The sequence below is a fragment of the Methylomagnum ishizawai genome (assembly GCF_019670005.1).
In the GTDB taxonomy this organism is placed as follows: Bacteria; Pseudomonadota; Gammaproteobacteria; order Methylococcales; family Methylococcaceae; genus Methylomagnum; species Methylomagnum ishizawai.
On the sequence record NZ_AP019784.1, the window covers coordinates 181,867 to 201,277 of the forward strand.

At 60.8% G+C, this 19,411-nt stretch carries 14 protein-coding genes; 12 read left to right on the top strand and 2 right to left on the bottom strand.

The genetic code is table 11. From position 1 onward, the window contains the following. Positions 1-6 precede the first annotated feature (6 nt). The 12 genes from K5658_RS21490 to K5658_RS21545 all read left to right on the top strand — a co-directional run bounded on the left by K5658_RS21490 (position 7) and on the right by K5658_RS21545 (position 16,551). Positions 7-1,407 (top strand): glycosyltransferase family 4 protein, encoded by a 1,401-nt coding sequence (locus K5658_RS21490; RefSeq protein WP_221067109.1) that lies wholly within the window; start codon positions 7-9, stop codon positions 1,405-1,407. Then, positions 1,404-2,624, top strand: coding sequence for a glycosyltransferase family 4 protein (locus K5658_RS21495; protein WP_221067110.1), 1,221 nt, complete (start codon positions 1,404-1,406; stop codon positions 2,622-2,624). Before K5658_RS21490 ends, K5658_RS21495 begins: the two co-directional genes overlap by 4 nt. Positions 2,625-2,730: 106 nt before the next feature. After that, entirely contained in the window at positions 2,731-3,654 is a 924-nt protein-coding gene (locus tag K5658_RS21500; RefSeq protein ID WP_221067111.1) for an NAD-dependent epimerase/dehydratase family protein, read from the top strand. A 134-nt stretch (positions 3,655-3,788) separates the two neighbouring features. After that, positions 3,789-4,625 (top strand): polyprenyl synthetase family protein, encoded by an 837-nt coding sequence (locus K5658_RS21505; RefSeq protein ID WP_221067112.1) that lies wholly within the window; start codon positions 3,789-3,791, stop codon positions 4,623-4,625. Between the two features lie 107 nt (positions 4,626-4,732). After that, positions 4,733-6,235 carry a twitch domain-containing radical SAM protein gene (locus K5658_RS21510; protein WP_221067113.1) on the top strand — a complete coding sequence of 501 codons (1,503 nt, stop codon included), beginning with the start codon at positions 4,733-4,735 and terminating at the stop codon, positions 6,233-6,235. A gap of 63 nt (positions 6,236-6,298) precedes the next feature. Then, positions 6,299-8,107: an asparagine synthase (glutamine-hydrolyzing) gene (gene asnB, locus K5658_RS21515; protein WP_221067114.1), complete on the top strand. Its 1,809-nt coding sequence runs from the start codon at positions 6,299-6,301 to the stop codon at positions 8,105-8,107. Beyond that, a complete protein-coding gene (locus tag K5658_RS21520; RefSeq protein ID WP_221067115.1) occupies positions 8,086-9,144 on the top strand; it encodes a UbiA family prenyltransferase in 1,059 nt (352 codons plus the stop codon). Before asnB ends, K5658_RS21520 begins: the two co-directional genes overlap by 22 nt. Next, positions 9,134-12,421 (top strand): glycosyltransferase family protein, encoded by a 3,288-nt coding sequence (locus K5658_RS21525; protein ID WP_221067116.1) that lies wholly within the window; start codon positions 9,134-9,136, stop codon positions 12,419-12,421. The genes K5658_RS21520 and K5658_RS21525 overlap by 11 nt, the downstream gene beginning before the upstream one ends. A gap of 105 nt (positions 12,422-12,526) precedes the next feature. After that, positions 12,527-13,321, top strand: coding sequence for an ABC transporter permease (locus tag K5658_RS21530; protein WP_221067117.1), 795 nt, complete (start codon positions 12,527-12,529; stop codon positions 13,319-13,321). After that, the gene (locus K5658_RS21535) at positions 13,318-14,562 is read left to right on the top strand and encodes an ABC transporter ATP-binding protein (protein WP_221067118.1); all 1,245 of its coding nucleotides are present in this window, start codon (positions 13,318-13,320) and stop codon (positions 14,560-14,562) included. Before K5658_RS21530 ends, K5658_RS21535 begins: the two co-directional genes overlap by 4 nt. A 159-nt stretch (positions 14,563-14,721) precedes the next feature. Continuing rightward, entirely contained in the window at positions 14,722-15,597 is an 876-nt protein-coding gene (locus tag K5658_RS21540; protein ID WP_221067119.1) for an SAM-dependent methyltransferase, read from the top strand. Positions 15,598-15,735: 138 nt separating this feature from the next. Next, positions 15,736-16,551 (top strand): phytanoyl-CoA dioxygenase family protein, encoded by an 816-nt coding sequence (locus K5658_RS21545; protein WP_221067120.1) that lies wholly within the window; start codon positions 15,736-15,738, stop codon positions 16,549-16,551. Positions 16,552-16,580: 29 nt separating this feature from the next. Here K5658_RS21545 and K5658_RS23715 read toward each other — a convergent pair whose 3' ends face one another. After that, the gene (locus K5658_RS23715; protein WP_221063161.1) at positions 16,581-17,777 is read right to left on the bottom strand and encodes a transposase; all 1,197 of its coding nucleotides are present in this window, start codon (positions 17,775-17,777) and stop codon (positions 16,581-16,583) included. 194 nt (positions 17,778-17,971) lie between these two features. Continuing rightward, complete coding sequence (locus tag K5658_RS21555) at positions 17,972-19,309, bottom strand: transposase (protein ID WP_221063430.1); 1,338 nt, start codon at positions 19,307-19,309, stop codon at positions 17,972-17,974. Between the last annotated feature and the right edge of the window lie 102 nt (positions 19,310-19,411).

The window sequence follows — 19,411 nt, forward strand, 5'->3', positions numbered from 1 at the left end:
ACCCCTATGACGTCCTTCCTCCAAAAACAGACGAATCGGTATGCCGTCCCGTTGCTGCGGCTTTTCCACCGGGCCCAATGCCTGCGTCTGCGCCTGGAGTCGTGGTTCTCCTCCCTGTTCCGGTCCCAGCCCCGGATCGCCGTCACCGCCTGCTGGCGATTTCCGATCTATTCCCAGACCTTCGTCCAACAGGAAGTCACCGCCCTGGCCCACGCCGGTTTTCCGCTCAGGTTTTTCTATGGCGAACTGGGGCCGCGTTCGGAATTGGCCCACCCCTGCGCCATACTCTGGAGCCTCAAGCGCCGGGTGTTCCTGCACCGCATCACGGGGGCCGACGATCTGGCCCACTATCGCAGCCGCATGCCGGAAAAGGTGGAAGCCTTGACCTGCCGCCTGGCCCACGCGGTGGGGATGAGCGAATCCGAACTGGAGCGGCAGGAACATTATCTCCATGCCTTTTGCTTCACCCGGATGGTGGAAGCTTGGCGCGCCGACTATATCCATAGCTACTTCTTCTATGAACAGTCGCTGTTCGCCTTGGTGGCGGCGACTTTGCTGGACCTGCCGCGTGGGGTCAGCTGCTACGCCGACCACCTTCTGCAAGATTACGCCCTCAAGGCGATGCCCCTGCATCTGGACGACTGCGCGATCCTGGTCGCCACCTCCCGGCGCATCCGCGACGAACTGGAAGGCCTCCGCCAAGCCCCCCTGGACAGCGTGCTGGTCAAGCCCAACGCGGTGGACGCCCAGAGCTTCCCGCCCCGCCCCGCCCCCGGTGCGGCGGCGGGGCAACGGGAAATCCCCCTGGTTTCCATTTGCCGACTGGACCGCAAGAAGGGACTGGAATATTTCATCGAGGCGGTGGGATTGCTCCGCGCCGAGGGTTTCCCGGTGGTCGCGCATATCATCGGCTTGGCCGATGCCAATTCCCCGGACAGCCTCGAATACGAACGCGCCCTGAGGGAACAGGCCGCAAGCCCTTCGCTGGCGGGCGCGGTCCGGTTCCTGGGGCGCTGCGATAGCCATCAGGTGCGGGAGCAACTCCAAGCGGCGGGGGTTTTCGTCGCTCCCTTCGTCGAACTGCCCAACGGGGACAAGGATGGCATTCCCACCGCCGTGCTGGAAGCCATGGCGGCGGGATGTCCCATCGTGGCCAGCGATGCCGGCTCCATCACCGAAATCATCGAACCTGGGCGGGACGGCTTGATGGTCCCGCAACGCGATGCCGGGGCGCTGGCGGCCGCCATCGCGACCTGCCTGCGCAACCCCGAACAAGCGCGGGCCTTGGGGCGGGCCGCCGCCGAACGGGCGCGGGCCGAATTCGATATCCGGGTCTGCGAACTGGCTTTCCACGACCGGATACGGAAGGTCGTCCGGCAGGCCCGGGTTGCGGAGTCCCAGCCTTGAGAATCGCCCTCCTATCCTACGAATATCCGCCGGAGACCGGGTTCGGCGGCATCGGCACCTATACCTGGCACCATGCCCGCGCCCTGGCCCAACTGGGACACGAGGTCCATGTGTTCGCCGGGGCGTTGAATCCCCAGCCCATCGCCACCGACATGGATGGCGGCGTGCGGGTCCATCGTTTCCGCGCCGACGGTCCCTTGATCCGGGGCATCGAAGCCGGCCTCAACCGCGTGCGCTATTGGTGGACCAAGCAGCGCCTGCTGAACGCCTGGGGCATGGCGCGGGCCTTCGCGAAGCTGCACCGGCACCACCCTTTCGATGTGGTCGAAGCGCCCGAATGCGGCGGGGAAGCGGCCTGGCTGACGGCGGTTTCGCGGGTGCCCACCGTGATACGCCTGCACTCGCCATCGCAGCTCATCATGCCCTTCTACGAGGTCCGGCCGGGCGATATCCGCGGGTGTTCCCTGATCGAGCGGCAGGCGATCCGCCGCGCCACTGCGATCTCCGCCTGCTCGCGGTTCGTGGCCGAGGAGGCCGGTCGGGCCATCGGGCTCCCGCAGCCTGCCACGGTCATCAGCAACGGCCTAGACCTGGAATGGTTCGACCGCGTCCAGGCGGACGACGGGAGAGCGTTGGAGGAATTCGGACTGCCCAAGGACCAACCGGTCATCCTATTCGTCGGGCGGCTGGAGGGCCGCAAGGGCATCCATATTTGCGGCGAGATCGCCATCCGCGTGCTCAGCCGCTACAAGGCCAGCCTGGTGTTCGTCGGCAGCGATCTCTTCGGCCATTACCGCGACGGAATCCTGCCCGCCCTGGCGAACCAGCCGCTCCTGGGGTCGGTACACTGGCTCGGGCACCGGAGCATCGGCGAAATCCGCCGCTTGGTACGCCAGTGCCAGGTTTTCCTGCTGCCGAGCGTTTGGGAAAACTGCCCCTATTCCTGCCTGGAAGCCATGGCCGCCGGCCGGGCGGTGGTCTGCTCCGATCAGGGCGGCCTGCCCGAGATCATCCGGGACGGGGAGAACGGCCTGCTCGCCCGGCTCAACGACCCCGCCGATTTCGCCCGGCGGATCGGCACCCTGATCGAGAATGCCCCGCTGGCCCGCCAATTGGGTATGGCGGCCCGGAAGAGCATCGAGGAAAACCACGGCCATACCCATATCGCGCGGCAAACCCTCGATTTATATCGGAGCCTGTGCCGGGAAACGCTGTGACGACGGGCCGGATTTACGGGGATCGGCACGCCGCCACGCGGAATATCCCTTGATTTGGGCAAGCAACCAAACCTTAAACTTTTTAAAGCACGATTGAATACACGTTATGAAAACTCGCATCTTGTTAATCGGCTCGGCCGGGCTGGTGGGTACCGCAGTTCGCGCGGCGCTGGAGAAAAGTGGCGCGGAAGTGATCGGCCTGGACCTGCGATCCGATGGCAAGGAATTCGGGGATATACGCGAGGCGGACACCATCGCCCATGCCTTCCAGGGCTGTACGGGGATCATCCAATTGGCCGCCGTCTCCCGGGTCATCTTCGGGGAGCGGGACCCCGCCAACTGCTGGGCGACCAATGTGGAGGGCGTGCGGAACGTGCTCTCCCTGGCGTTGGCCCAAAACCCACGCCCTTGGCTCATTTTCGCGAGCAGCCGGGAAGTCTACGGACAACCGGATTCCCTGCCGGTCTCGGAAGATTCCCCCCTGAAACCGGTCAATGTCTATGGCCGTTCCAAGGTCGAGGGCGAGAATCTCGTTCACGCAGCCCGTTTCCAGGGACTCCGGGCCACCGTCATCCGCTTGTCGAACGTCTACGGCAGCACCCATGACCACCCCGACCGGGTCGTTCCCGCTTTCGCGCGGGGCGCCGTCATGGGGTCGCCGCTGCGGGTGGACGGCGCGGACCATACCTTCGATTTCACGCACCTGGACGATACCGTCCGGGGCATCCTGGCGCTCGCCTCCCGCCTGGAAGCCGGCGGCGAGGCTTTCCCGCCCATCCATTTCCTGACCGGCCAGGCCACCAGCCTGGGCCAGTTGGCCGAGTTGGCGAAGGAACTCGCCGGTTCGCCTTGCGAGGTGGTTCAAGCCCCCCCCAGGAATTTCGACGTTTCCACCTTCCAGGGCGACCCGGAGCGCGCCCGCCTGCTGTTGGACTGGACGCCGCGCATTTCCATCAGGGAAGGGCTGGGGCGTCTCATCGCCGATTTCCGGGCCGAACTGGACGGGGCCGATGGGGTTGCGATCCGGTAGCGGTGTTTCCGGTGGACGGGTCCATTCCGCCCAGGAGCAGTCACGCCGCGCCCATCGAAAAGTGACGCAAGGCAACCCTGTATACCCAAAGCGCTCCCGAATTCAACACCGGAACGAGCCGTTTTCCGACCATCATGAACCCATTCAACGAGAAAGCCGCGCTCCCGCTCCAGGATTATATCGGGCGGTTTGTCCATCAATTCGACCGCGCCTTGGAGCAAGCGCTGGCATCGAGCGGGGCGGTGCCTCCCTTGAGCGTGGCCATGCGGACGGCGGTGTTGGGCGGCGGCAAGCGTTTCCGACCCTTGCTGGTCGATTGTGGCTGCGCCCTGTTCGATATCCCGAGGCACGCGGCGCAGCAGGTCGGGGTGTGCGTCGAGTTCCTCCACGCCGCTTCGCTGGTACTCGACGACCTACCGGTCATGGATAACGCGGAAACCCGGCGGGGCACCGCGCCCGTCCATCTCGTGTTTGGCGATGCGCAAGCGATCCTTGCGGCGACGGCGCTCATTTCCTTGGCGTTCCAGACCTTGGCCGAACCTGGAACTTGGCCGGACGCCGAGATCAGAACCCGGTTGGTGACGGCCTGCGCCCGCGCCATCGGCCCCACGGGAATCAGCGGAGGGCAATCCCTGGACTTGGTCGGCGCGAACGGGAAGGCGCACAAGACGGCGGATCTGATCCGTTTTTGTTGTGAAGTGGGGCCGATCCTGGGACAAGCCCCGTCCGCCGTCCATCGGCGACTCAGCGACTTCGGCACGGAGATTGGCATTGCCTTCCAAGAGCGCGACGACCTGCTGGATGGCGAGGGCCATCGTGGCGATTCCAGCCCCGGAGCCGGCCTAGAGCTTTCGGGCGTTAAAGCCAGGGAATTGGCGAGGGGTTTGGAAACGGATTTCGGTTTCCCCAAGGAAAAAGTTACGCCTTTGATCAAACTCGCCGAATGGACTTTGCCCCCACTATTGCCCTGACCACGGCGGCGAGTGATATTCGCTATAAAAGATGCCCGTTATTCCCTTAGATACAACAATAAAATACCCCAAGCATCGAAACAAATTAATAGCAGGAATGCCCCTATATGAGCGTTAGCAGCGGTGTTACCAAGACAGAGTTTAGCGAGGCCGTGCGCCGTTATAACGAGATACGGCAATGCGCGGATAAGCGCAAGCTATGCCACGCGCCATCGACCTCGATGTATTTCAACCGCGATGGCTATGTCGGGGCCTGCTGCTTCAACCGATCCCAGCCCTACGGCCAATATCCGCAGCAAACCATCGAGGATATCTGGTTCGGCCAGCCCCGCCGGGGGCTCGATGAACAAATGCTATCCGAAGCCCTGCCGCATGGCTGCGAACTCTGTGTTTCGCCGCTGGCGGCGGACAATTTCAGCAACGTCAATGCCGTGCAATTCGACAGGCTCGACGATCCGCGGGTCGTCCCCGCCGCCGCAACCCGCGCCGACGGGGCGGCCTATCCCCTACAGATGGAATTCGAGCTTTCGAACAATTGCAATCTGGAATGCGTGATGTGTTCGGGCATGTTTTCCTCCTCGATCCGCAAGAACCGGGAGGGATTGCCGCCCTTCCCGATGTGCTACGACAGCGGGTTCGTACGGCAATTGCGCCCTTTCATCCCGCACCTGCACTCCGCCAAGTTCTACGGTGGCGAGCCGTTCATGGTGCAACCCTACTATGAAATCTGGGAATTGATGGCCGAACTCAATCCCGGCATCCGCCTGGTCGTGACCACCAATGCCACCATCCTGAACGACAGGGTCAAACGCCTGCTGGAGGCGATGGATTTCGATCTGGTCCTGTCCATCGACAGCATTGTGAAGGAAACCTACGAGGCGATCCGTATCAACGCCGATTACGACAGCGTGATGGGCCACATCGATTACTTCATCGATTATGCGAAGCGCCGCGGTCGGACGCTGACTTTCGCGGTCTGCCCCATGACCTTGAACGCCCTGGAAATGCCCGCCTTGGTCGAGTTTTGCAATGAACGCGGAATCATGATCGGCTTCAATACCGTCGAATTCCCCCATGAATTGTCGATGCGCAATTTACCCGCCGAATCCCTGGCCGAGATCATCGATGTCTACGAGCGCTTCCGCCCGGACGGCGCAACCACCCTCCACCGGCACAACTTCGAACGCTTCCAGGGCGTGCTCAACATGGTGCGGTATTGGCACGGGTTGCGTGTGAAAACAGAAGATTCCCCCTTCGCGAAACGGCTCGAACAGCATTTGGAAGACCTCGACAATGCCTCCCTGGAAGGCAAGGTGGCCCGCTATATGTACCTGTACCTGCTAGGGAGCGGGAATGAGGAGGCCGCCCGCGCAGTCCTCTTCGAGCATTTCCAGGTCCGAAGCGACGATCAAGCGGCGATCCTGGCCTATGTGGAAGCGTGTATCGCGGTTTATGGCCGGATTAACGATTGGCCGCCCTCCCGGATGCAAGAGCTGCAAGTCAAGGCCAAGGCGTCGTTGGAAAGATATATGGAAACGGGGGGGATCAGCCTGGAGTATGTCTTGTCGTCGAGTCCGCATTCGATAGTGGAGTATCTGGTAGATGCTTGAATCCAGATACGGCGTGCTATTGATGACAGTGCCCGTGGCTAACCGGAAGGCGGGGCTCCGACCATGTGTGGCATAGCGGCCTTGGTCACGCCCGAAGTCAGGCCCGCCGCGGACACCGTCGCCCGGATGGTGGCCGCGTTGCGCCATCGCGGCCCGGACAGCCAGGCGACGCACCGCTTCGACCGCTGCACCCTGGGTTCCGCCCGCCTGAGCGTGGTGGATGTCGAGGGGGGAAAGCAACCGATCCTCTCGACCGACGGATCGGCGGGTATTTGTTTCAACGGCGCCATTTACGGCTTCCGGGAACTGAAGAAGGAACTCGCGCCCTATCCCTTCAAGACCGATACCGACACCGAAGTCATCCTCGCGCTGCACCAGAGGTATGGCAACCGTTTCCTCACCTACCTGCCCGGCATGTTCGCCTTCGCGCTCTGGGACGAGCGTAGCCAAACCTTGACCTGCGCCCGCGACCGTTTCGGCGAAAAGCCGCTCTACTACGCCCATGGCCCCAAGGGCGAATTGATCGTCGCGTCGGAGATCAAGTCCATCCTGGCCTCCGGGCTGGTCGAGCCGACGCTGAGCCCACAGGCGCTGAGCCAGTATTTGATGCGCCTGTATGTGCATCCGACCCAGACGATCTATGCCAACATCCATGTGCTGCCGCCCGCCCACCTCTTGCGTTGGGAACGGGGCCGCATCCGGGTGGAGCGCTATTGGCGGCCCCCCGACGTGGTCGAGGGCATCGGCATGGAAGACGCCGTTGGACGGTTCCGCGAACTGCTGGAGCGTTCCGTCGAGCGGCAATTGGTCGCCGATGTGCCGGTCGGCGTGTTGCTCAGCGGGGGGGTGGATTCGAGTACCGTCGCGGCCATCGCCAGCCAGCGGCAACCCGGTGTGCGGACCTTCTCGTTCGGCTTCAAGGCGGGTGTCGAAAGCGAACTGCCCTATGCGCGGGCCAGCGCGGCGCTTTACGGTACCTCGCACCACGAACGCCTGGACGAGTCGCTCGACCTGCCTGGGCTGCTGGTACGCATGCAGGAGGTTTACGACGAGCCTTTCGCCGATTCCTCGAACGTGCCGACCTTCCTGATTTGCGAGGAGGCGCGCCGCCATGTGACCGTGGCCCTCGGCGGCGACGGCGCGGACGAGTTGCTGGGCGGCTATATGTGCTGGGCTCGGCATTGCCTGGAATCCCCCGCTCCCACCCCGGCGCGGGCCGATGGCGTCCAGACATCGGCGGCCTGGCTGCGGCGCTTGGCAAGCCTCTTCGCGCCCGAAGCGCCGGTCGGCAGCCCGCTTGTGCGCCGCTATGCCGGGGAATGCCGGATTTACTTCACCCCCGCAGAACAACGGTCCTTGGGTCTCGGCATCGAACCCCGCTCCCCCACCGATTTCTCGCGCTACCCCCGCGACCGGATCGACGACCTGCTGCGCTACGACACCGACCATTACCTGCCCGGCGATATCCTGGTGAAGACCGACCGGGCCTCGATGGCCCATGGCCTGGAATTGCGCGCGCCTTTCCTGGATGTCGACCTCGCGAGCTTTTGCCTGTCCCTGCCCGATACCTTGAAGGTGGACGGGCAGCGCGAAAAGCTGCTGTTGCGCCGGGCCTACGGCGACCGATGGATACCCGAGGTGAAGGACCGGCCCAAGCAGGGCTTCGGCAGTCCCATGGCTGCCTGGCTCAAGCGGCCCGCCATGCGCGACCTCAAGCACGAACTCTTGGGCGACCGTCGGGAGCCCATCTTCGGCCTGCTCGATTTCGACCCAATTCAAGCCTATGCCGGGCAAGACGACCAGAAAACCTGGAGCCTGCTGATCCTGGCCCTATGGATGAGGACACACCGATGCGCGCCGCCAAAAAATTGATCAAGTCGGAACGTTGGTGGGATGACAAAGCCACGCCCGTGCTGGCTTTCACCTACCTCATGCTCGCGCTGTCCGAGACGCCGGTCCCCTTGGAGCGGACCCTGTTGGCGCTGGCGGCTTTCATGGTGGCGTTCATCGGCGTGGCGGGATTCGGCCACGTCATCAACGACTTGTGCGATATCGAAGCCGATGGTATCGCTGGCAAGGACAATCCCTTGCGCGGACGTTCCAAGCGCCAGATCGCCTTGATCATGCTCGCTTTGTTGCTGGCCGCGGGCCTGCCCTGGCTATGGTTGCCACGCGATGGCTGGAATATGGCTTGGCTGGGATTGCAGATATTGCTCTTGACGCTCTACGCCGTACCCCCGGTGCGCCTGAAGGTCCGGCCCATCGGCGGCCCCATCACCGACGCGCTCTACGCCTATACCGTTCCCGCCCTCATTACCTGCGCGACCTGGTCGCAAGTGTCGGGGCCGGCGGAATCCCTGCCCTGGCTGCTGGCGGCGATAGTGCCTTGGTCGCTGTGCGTCGGGTTGCGCGGCATCCTCTACCACCAGTGCCTCGATGCCGGGAACGACCTTAAATCCGGGCTCGATACCTTCGCCACCCGGCGTGGCCGCGCCGTCACGCTGGGAATCATCGCGCACTGGGTGCTGCCCACGGAGGTGGCCGGCTTCACGGCGATGACCGTGGCGGTTTCCGGCGCAATCCCCCTTTATCCGCTCGGTATCGCGCTGTTCATCGCTTGGCGCATGTTCGAACTCATCGCTCATCGGAATATGGCATTGGCACCGCCTTGGCGGCTGCTCCCCGAAGACCGGGTCAGGCTGTACGGCTATGAATTCCTCGGGGAGTTCTACACCGGCTGGTTCCCGGTTTTCATCCTGCTGGCCTTGGTCTTCCGCGATCCCGCTTATCTGGTCCTGTTTGGCCTGCACCTCGCGCTGTTCAAGACCGGCCTGGTCTACATGATCCGGCACGGGCTCGGGAAACTCACCACAACCATCGCCCGTATGAAGCAGCGCCATGGCCATTGAACGCGCCTTCGTCTATGTGGCGTGCGGTGCCGCGGTGCATATGCGTACCTTGCACCGGTCGCTCGAATACCTGCGGCCCAGGACCCGGCTCCCGATCCTGGTGGTCACCGATACCCGGCGCAACGAAATCGCCATCGAACACGACGCGGTGATCGACGTGGCGACGCCCGAACATTTCGACCATCACCAAGCCAGCATCTTCCTCAAGACCCGCCTGAACCGCATCCTGCCGCGGGGCCGCGAGTACACCTACCTCGACACCGATATCATCGCCATCGACGGCGGGGTGGATTCGATCTTCGAGCATCGGCACGGCCCGGTGAGCTTCGCGCGCGACCTCAACAACCTCAGGAACCGGGTCGCGCAGTTCAGCCCCTGGGCCGTCCGCTGCGAATGCATCGGCGATAAGGGCCAGAACTGTTCCCATCTGGCCCAGGCCATCGAACGCCAATGGGGCCTCAGCGTGCGGGACGATTGGATGCATTGGAATGGCGGGGTATTCGTCATGGGCTTGCAGGCGGACCCCTTCATGGATCTATGGCACCGCCTGACGATGGAGATATTCACCGATCCTTATTGGAAGACCCGCGACCAAGGCACGCTGATCGCCACCGTATGGTCGCTGGGCTTGCAAAAGCAGGCATGCCTGCCCCTGCGCTACAACTTCATCATCGACAGCAACACCCCGGAATTGAGGTTGGATGACGGGGGCGATTATTTCGTGCACCCGTCGCTTCCCCCGCTACGTCCGGTTTTCCTGCACCTGTACCATGAGGCGTTGGACCGCCCCGGTTGGAGCCTGGAACGCGATGTCGAAGACAAGCTGCGGGCACACACCGCAGCCGAAGCCGCCAAAAACGCCGAGAGACCCACCCTGGCTATCGCCGACCGCCTGTCCCGGCAATTCGTCCCGCCCACCCTCCTGCCCGGCCTCAAGCCCTTGCCGGAACTGGACGGCCCTCCCGGCGGGAATGGCCGGATCGTCGTGGCGCGGCCCCGGCAACTTTCAAACGCCGAAAGCTTGTTCGCCGAAACCCTGGTAAGGGGGTTGCGGCTACGGGGTTTCGACGCCGAATTGTTGCTGACCGAGATGGACAGCGACCGGGTCCAGGACAATGGCCGGCCTTCGCTGCCCGCCCGGGATATTCCCTGTGTCCGGTTGCCAGCCCCAAGACCGGCCAGTTGGGGTGAACGTTGGGGAACCCTGGTCCGCTACCTCGAAGAGCGCGCGCCTTGCGTCTACCTGCCCGTGCAGGACTGGCGCAACTCGAATGTGTGCCCGCATTTGTCCGACCGGGTCGCCATCGTCGGCATCGTACGAGGTAGCAAAGCGATGCATTTGGACGAATCGGAAAGGCTGGGCCGCTATTGGAATGCCGTGGCCACCACCAACGCGGCGGCCGCCGCGCACTTGGAGCGAACACTGCCGACCCTGGCGGACGCCGGACGAATCCGGCTCATCGCTATGGAAGCTAAGTCGATAGACCTTTCCGAACCGCACGTGGACGGGAAATCCAAACCCTTGCGGATCGTCCATGCCGGTGCCACCGCCGATCTGCCGCGCCTCGTCGAGCGGCTCGCCGAACAAGCCATCCCCGTCGAGTTGACCCTGATCGACGCAGGCCCGGAAGCGGCGGCCTCGCTCCAAGCATTGCCGCCACTGGCCGGGGCCGGTCTCGGGAGGGTTTCGCGGCGGGAATGGCTGGCGGCGCGGCTTGACCGTCATGATGTGGTGCTGGTGACCGAGGCACCGGGCTGGACGCCGCCCATAGTGATCGAAGCGATGGCGCGGGGATGCGTGCCGGTCGTCCCGGACGCGCCCGAATTCGCCGGGCTCGTGCGGCCAGGCATCAACGGTTACCGCCCCTCCGCGGGCGACCTGGAGTCCTTTTTCCAGGCGCTGGCCGAACTGTGGCGCAACCCCGGCCAGCGCCAAGCCCTGGCCGGAGAGGCCCACAAGACCGTGATCGAGCAGGGTTTGGTCGTGGAAGGCTTGGTCGATGCCTACGCGGCCCTGCTCGGCGGCGTCCTGGACGAGGCGGTCCGGGGCGATTTCCGCCGACCCGCGGGGCTCCTGCGCAAACCGCCTTTCCAGTTGGGGGGATTCAAGATATTTCCAATAACCTATACACGGGGATTCCGCGGCGTGGGCACTTTCCCGACCTACCGGGACGACTACGAAGACTACCGCTTCGCGCTTGGAACCTTGCTCAACGCCACCCTGCCGCGATGGTTGCCGGAACGGGTCGAGTTCTATCCCGTGTTCATGGCGGCCGCGGGCCATTGCTCCGATCCGGGCAACCGGATCGTGGCGGACCTGGCGCAAGCGCTACGGCGCGACAATAACCCCGCACACATCCTGCTGCCGCCGGAAGCCCTGGAATCCTTGGTGGAGAAACCTTTCGGCGAAGACGTTTCCACCATCGCCGCCCCCGGCCCGGACCTGGGGCATCCAGGCTGGCGCACGCTGATCGAGCGGATGGAAAGCCAAGCGCCCTGCCTTTATCTGGCCGACGCGGCCTCGCCCCTCGGCGAGTTCGAACACGGCCTTTCCGACCGGATCGGCGTGATTGGCCGTATCGACGCCATCGACGAGCGGCGCCTGGCCGGGATCGCCCGGCGGGCCCGTCGCTGGAACGCCGTGGTGGCGGGCAGCGCGGCGGTGGCGGAACGCCTGTTGCGGATCGATCCCGGGCTGGCACCGCGACTGCTCACGATCATGCCGCCCGTGGAGGTTCCACCCCGGATGGCCGAGCGGCGCTTGGACTGGGGTTCGCCGTTGCGGCTCGCCTATCCCGGCCCGCCGCCTCCTTGGTTGGAACAACTGGCGGCGGAACTATCGGCGCGGGGGGCACCGATAGAACCTGTCCCGATCAATGACTCGGCGGAAGCGAGCGTTTTCGAGCAGGCCGATGCCTTCCTCGTCTTGACCCATCAAACCCACATGGAATCCAGGTTGCGGGAAGCCATGGGCCGGGGCTGTGTCCCGGTGCTTGTTGTGGACCAAGCCGGATCCGGCGCGTTGGTGCTGGACGGAGAGAATGGTTATGTGCTGGAGGCCGGCGACCGGGAGGGGCTCATCGATAGGCTGGAAACCCTGCAAGACAACCCGGCGCTACGGCACGCCATGGCGGTTTGCGCGTTCGATGCCGTATCCAACAGCCCGACAAGCGGTGAAGAAGTGGCCATGGCGTACAAGCTGTTGTTCGAGCGGGTACTACGCGGGATCGAGCCCGGCGGTTTCCTCCGCCCCACTTCCATGGCGGGCGGGACATGAAGCAGGGTGCCACTGGCAAACCGGGCCCGTTCCTTGACCGGCCCTCATGGTTCGGGCTCCGCATTCATGGGAAATTATTAGTGTATCCCGGCAATGCTTTTTAATATGAAACAACGCATCGCAATCAATTTCAATGCCTATTGGTATCCGCTACTTTCCCTGGTGCAGCGAGATTTCAAGGTTCGCTATTCCTCTACGGTGTTCGATATTGGCTGGGTAATAATAAAGCCCCTGATATTCATATCACTGTATACCTTGGTGTTCTCGATCATCCTGAAGGTGAAAGTGGGACCCAACGATGGTCACGGGGATTTCGTCCTGTTCCTACTCAGCGGTTATTTTCCGTTCATGGCTTCGGCCGAAGGAATCCAGCGGGGTAGCCGCTCCCTGATCGACAATCGCGGTTTATTGAAGAAAGTCATTTTCCCAGCGGAAGTATTGCCGGTGGTCGGCGTGGTCAGTGCGACCGTCACTGAATTTATCGGGATGGGTCTTCTGTTGGGATTTGCCGTGGCTTCCGGCGCCCCTTTGTCGGGATGGTTACTACTGTTGCCTTTGGTGGTTTTACTCCAGGTGATAATGACCGTGGGTCTCGCATGGCTGCTAAGCGTCCTGACGGTATTCCTGACCGATCTCGGCGAGGCTTTAGGATTGATGATTACCGGCTGGCTGTTTCTGACCCCTATTTTCTATCCGGTCGATTCCATTCCGCCGGATTTATTATTGTTCTTCAAATTGAACCCGATGTTCCATTTTGTCGCGGCCTATCGCGCCATTATCTTGCAGGCCCACGCCCCGTGGCCGGAGTTGCCCGTGGCCGGCCTTTTCGCCTTTGGCCTGTCGCTCATCGGGTTCTGGTTTTTCCGCAAAACCATAGACCGAGCCAAGAACTTTATATGATTGCTTTGGAAACCAAAAATCTCGGAAAAGCGTATCAAATCTACGCCAAGCCCATCGATAGCCTCAAGGAAGTTTTTTTCCGGCGCATTTACCACGAAAAGTTTTGGGCGTTGCAAGACATATGCCTTAGCATTCCTATAGGGTCGGCGTTGGGAATTATTGGCAGTAACGGATCGGGCAAAACGACGTTATTGCAAATATTGGTCGGCATCCTGGCCCCCAGCTGCGGCACGGTGCAACGGAACGGTCGGGTTTCGGCGATATTGGAACTGGGCTCGGGTTTTCACCCTGACCTGTCCGGGCGGGACAATATCAAGCTCGGGTGCGCGAGAATGGGTATTCCATCGGCGGAGATACCGACCCGGATCGCCGAAATCATAGAGTTTTCGGAGTTGCAGAATTTCATCGACCGGCCGGTAAAAACCTATTCAACCGGCATGTATGCGCGGCTGGCATTTTCCTTAGCTATTTCCGTTACCCCAGATATTCTGGTGGTCGACGAAGCACTATCGGTAGGCGATCAGCATTTCCAGAAAAAATCCTTGGATCGAATGTTGTCTTTGCACCGTAATGGGACGACTATGGTTTTCTGTTCGCATGACATGTATCAAATAAGAAAGGTTTGCGACCGGGCCTTGTGGTTGAAGAATGGACGCATTGAAGCAATAGGGGAAGCTTCGGAAGTTGCCGAAGCTTATCAAAATTACATGAGAAACTTGGATGCTTCCGATTCTAAGTCCGAAGAAGCCGGACCTGAAGACGCCGAGCCTGAACAGGTTAGATTTATTGCTTCCACCGTTCCTTCGGAACAAAGCCACGCAAGCGGCAACTACTTGTTGGATGTCAATACTGAAGGTGACATTCATGGGGGTGTTATCTTAACCGGAAAATCCCTTACCATTAGCGTGACAGCCCATATTTTACCCGAGACTTATGAGGCTGGGGTCCATATCGCGATTACGATTGTCAGGAATGACCAGGTTAAGTGCTATGGAGTGAGCACCTTGACAGATGATGTCAAAATCATGCCGATAGGAGATAATAAATACGGAATAGCTTTTGTATTAGATAATATATCACTGTTATCTGGTGAGTATATGGTAGATGTATTTTTATTAGATGAAAACACGATTCATGTATATGATAAAAAACTTGCGATCAAATTAAATGTAAGCCAAAACAATAGCAGAGAGATCGGCTTGGTCCGCTTGAATCATCGATGGATTGAATTATCCAAATAAAACCGCCAATAAAAGCGCCATATAAATTAGGTAAATAGCATTTTAAAACAAATTAACATAGCACGGATTAAAGCAAACGGCCTTTGTTTTGACTTTTTTGGCCCTTTAGCTTGACGGTCAACAACACATTTGAAATCACACAAGGGGTAATTGTAAACTATGAAACTGCCTGAACGCCTCAAGAAAGTCTTTGGCATTCCCGACGTAAAGCCCCCCGGCTCATCGCCAATGTCAGGTGAACAAGTTCGCAATGCGCGAACCCCTATCAAACACCACTCCGCCGCAGATGTAGCTCACTACTATAACGAATGGACGGAACGCTACCTACAAGGCTTCGGAGAGGTATTCCAAGGAGCTCGCCCCGATTCCACGGAAGAGCTTTTGAATTACATCATGTCCTCCGCACGCATTGAAAACGGTCAACGTATTCTCGATGCCGGATGTGGCGTTTGCGGTCCCGCTATTTGGTTCGCTGAACATTTCGATGTCCGTATCGACGCCATCACCATTTCAGAAGTCCAGGTCGCGGAAGCGACAAAACGCATCCAGGAAAAGGGGCTCCAAGACCGAATCACAGTGCGGCAAGGTGATTTTCACCGCCTTTCCGAATACTATCCGCCAGATACGTTTGACCGCGTGCTATTTCTGGAAACGCTGTGCCATGCCGAGGACTATCGACCCGTGCTGACCGAAGCGAGAACTGTCCTGAAACCCTACGGTTTTCTCTACATCAAAGACTATTACTGCGTCGATTACCGCGCCTGGCCGGAAATGCGGGCTCAACAGCAACCGGATCTGGAAGAACTCAACCGCCTTTACTGCCTAGTCATGCCGGACCTGCCCAGCATCGTCGATGTGATCAGCGAGTTGGGTTTCGATCTCGTCTGCATGCGGCATCCCACCTACACATACTCGCCGGCCATTTGGGAAAATTTCATGCGCAAATCCAATCAATTCTGGCTTCCCAAAATGGATCCGGTTCGAGTGATCAAAACCATGGAATTTCTGGCGATGCGCGAACCGTTCGCACGGTGAACGCCAACCTGACACTGATACGGGCTATTATCTGCGCCCGGCGGATTGCGGGTGGTGACTTAGGCTGGAAAGATGATCGCAAAAATAATCTGAAAAATCCAATTAATTAACACCACATAAATATCAGGAGAAAACCCAATGCGTACCCTTTTCAAGAACCCAGAACTTCAGGCACATTTCTCCCGCTACGGATATATCAAATGTCCGATTTTCAGCCCCGAGCAAGTCTCGGAATTGCGGGAAGCTTATTATAGCCTCGGCATCGAAACACCCGACGGTTTCTTCTATACCTCTGGTTGCAGTCCAGAAGTAAAAGCGAATATACGCGCAATCGTACTGCCTTATATCCTGCCGGTGATTGAACGCATACTCATAAATTACAAGCCCTTGGTTTACAGCTATTTTGTCAAGCGAAATTCGCCCCAGAGCGACCTCTACTTCCACCAGGATTGGAGCGTGGTGGATGAAACCGCAGGACATACCTCTATCAATATTTGGTGCCCGCTGGTACCCACCGATGCCGCCAACGGCAATCTCATGGTCGTACCGGGCACACACGATCTGCCGGGTCCGCCGCGCACCGCGCCTTGCAGCAGCAGACCCTACCTACCTTACGCACAGGTTTACGAATCTGCAGCCCTGCCCCTGCCCACTCAACCCGGAGAAGCCGTTATTTTTGACAACGCGCTTTTCCATGGTTCTCCCGCCAATACCAGGGATGAGGTTCGGCTCGCCATCAGCATAACAATAATCCCGGCGGAGGCTAAGCCTGTGTTGTTCCATGATACCGATTCGGGAAAGGTGGAAATGTGCGAGGTGGATGAAGATTTCTTTATTGAGCAAAACCCCATTTTCACCCGCTCATATAAGGTGCTTGAAGTACGTGATATTCCAACAATAGATTATCGTGAATCATTGTCAAATATACTTGGCATTGAGATCGCCGCCACCTAGGATTAGATGGCTTACAGGTGTAGGTTTATTCATACCGCCCCCGTGAGGATCGCCACGGTTGCCCCTGGGGTTGGGATTGGCACCGATGGCCAGGGTTCTGGGCGGGCCTTCCCCACCGGCAAGGCGCGGCGCTCGAAGAGGGCGGCCAGGATCAGGGAACGGCCATGGCGGAAAATCCCCACCAGCCGCCAGCGGTGGGCCTGTTGGCGGGGAGAGCCCGGAATGGCCGGGAAGGTGGCGGCGGCCATTCCGGCCTCGGCCTCCCCGCCCACCGAGAGCAGCCACCAGGTGGCGATGGCGATCGCCAACCAGAGGCGCTCCGCCCGCTCGGGATCGTCCATGCGGGTGTTCTGCCATTGCCAGCCGCCGCCCTTGATTTTCTTGAAGCTTTGCTCGATCCAACCGCGCAATCCGTACCAGCAGGCGTTGGCGGCTTCCGGCGGCAGGTCCGTCAGGACGAGCCAGGGGTCCTTGTGGCCTTCCCCCCAATAGGCCAACAGGGTGCAGTCCAGGCGGGTCCGCTTGCCGCCGAACGCCGTCCCCCGGCCTTGCCAGCGGTCGCCCACCTTCGGCACCAGGCGGGTGAACGGCCGCCAGTGCCGCCATCCCCGGGGGCGGAAGGTGCCGCCCGAGTTCACCCGCAGCATCGGGTGCCAGCCCAGCGCTTGGATCCCCTCGAACAGCCACTTGGCGTACAGCCCCCGGTCCGCCAGCACCAGGACGGTCCACGACGCGGGCGCGACGTCCTTAAAATGCCTCAGCAAGGCCAGCCATTCGGGCTTCCACGGATGCTTCCGTTCCGCCCTCAGCACCTTCCAGGCCACCGGCACCGCGCAGCCCCGGTAAAGTACGCTGACCGCCAGGACCACGAACCGCTGCCCCAGGCTCGTCGCGTCCAAGGCGACCGCCAACTGGTTTCCATCCCAGCCCTCCAAAACCCAGCCCAGCCAGGGGGCCCGGCACGCCTCCACGTCGAGTTCGCGGCGCTCCTTCCCGGCCTTGGCCTCCTTCCCACGGTAGACGTCGCGCAGGCGCTCCCGCACCGCGTCGCCCTTCTGCCCCAGCCGACACGACCACCAGTCGGTCAGCGCCGAAAGGCTGCAAGCGCCGACCACGACCATGCCCAGGCTCCACAGGGCCAAGCCCATCGCCATCGGCTTCGAAAGGCCGGGAAAGTGGATGGCGATCTCCCGGTTCCATTGGTACAGTTCTGGAGGGCGAGGCATGGCGGTTCCTCCGGTACAGGGTGTTTGTCGTTACTCACCAATGTACCTTAACCCTTTGTCTCGCCTCCGGTTTTTTCAAAAACCTACACTTGTAAGGGATTAGATGGTGGGCCTAATGGGTTGAAGCTGATTTCACAAGCCGCAAGTAGCGTGGGATTCAATAAAGATTCATCAAGCACTCTAACCCAGCCCTTTCAAAGTGACTGCTTCTTCTTCCTAAGTAATTGATATGTCGAGACATGTGGCTGTTTCGGGTCGTAGGGCGGTTTGTCGATGGGCTTTTTCGGGCCGCGCGGATGCTTTTTGAGGGTACGCAACGGGATGTTCCGGGCGGTTTCGCGCAGCCACGCGGCGAATTCCGCCGGGGTTTGTTCGGAGACGAACAGCCAGTCGCCGACCCCGCTGAGTTGGATGAGCGCGAGGAAAGTGGCGGCGATCTCGTGGGAGAGATAATACCCGGAGATATCCTTGGACACGGGTTTTCCATGGGCGCAGTCCAGCGCCGAGATCATGACCGAGAAGAGGTTATAGGCGACCAGGGCCAGGGCGAATCCGAACAGGGCGGCCTTGGGATAGGCCAGGGTTTCGATCTCGGACTTGAAATGTTTTTCGACGTGTTGGAACGCGGTTTCCAGGGTCCAGCGCCTGCGGTAGAGGTCGGCGACGGTGGCGGCGGGTATGTCCGCCGGGAGGTCGGTCAGGATATCGACGAAGGCATCGCCGTCGCGGGTGGGTTGTTCGAGTTCGACGCGGACGAGGCGATAGGGCCGCCCGGCCACGCCGACCCGCTTTTCCAAAAGCCGCCCGCCGCCCTGTTCCCCGGCCTGGGAAAACAGGGTTTCCTCGGTCAGCGGCAGGTTCAGGTGCAAGCGCATCAAGGCGTGGGCGTTCCGGCCCTGGAGCCGGTCGAGGAATCCCACGGTGCAGAAGTTGCGGTCGGCGATCCACAGTTCGCCGGCCTTGGGGATACCGGCCACGGCGTCGAGCAGGCGGCGCTCCTGGGCATGTCCGTCCTCGCAAGGGAACACGTCCCGCATCAGGCGGCGCTCCGGGTCGAACACCACCAGCGACTTGCCCGGCAACGCGGCACCGCCGACCTCGCGGTGGACGGCGAGGCGTTTCTCGCTCGCCGCCAGACAGTTGCCGTCGAGGAGGCGGACCGGATAACCCGGCAACCAGGGTTCGGGGGTGAAACCCAGGGCATCGAGAATATCCGACAGGTCTTCCGAGGTATCGCGCAGCAGGGCTTGGGACACGGATAATTCAACGCCCTTGAGTTTCTCGTAGAGCGCGGATACCGTTACCCCCAGGGGTTCCGGGTGTTTCTGGTAGGCCGCGTTGATCGAGGGATGGACCTTGAGGACCACGCTCAGCATGAGGTCGCACACCGTCGAAAATAGGATTTCCCGCGTGTATTGCTCCTTCGCGTTCTCCAGGAAAATCCTGTCCAGCCTCTCCGCCGCAAAGCAGCGTTCCAGTAGGCCGTGCAGCAGGCAGGACAGGGGCATTTTCTGGCGGAATAGCTCTAGCATTGATCTCGACTATTGGTGTTGGTATGTTGAGCGCCGATAATACTATCGGTTATTTCAGTTTGAAAGGGCTGGCACTCTAACCCATCGCCTGGCCGACACCCC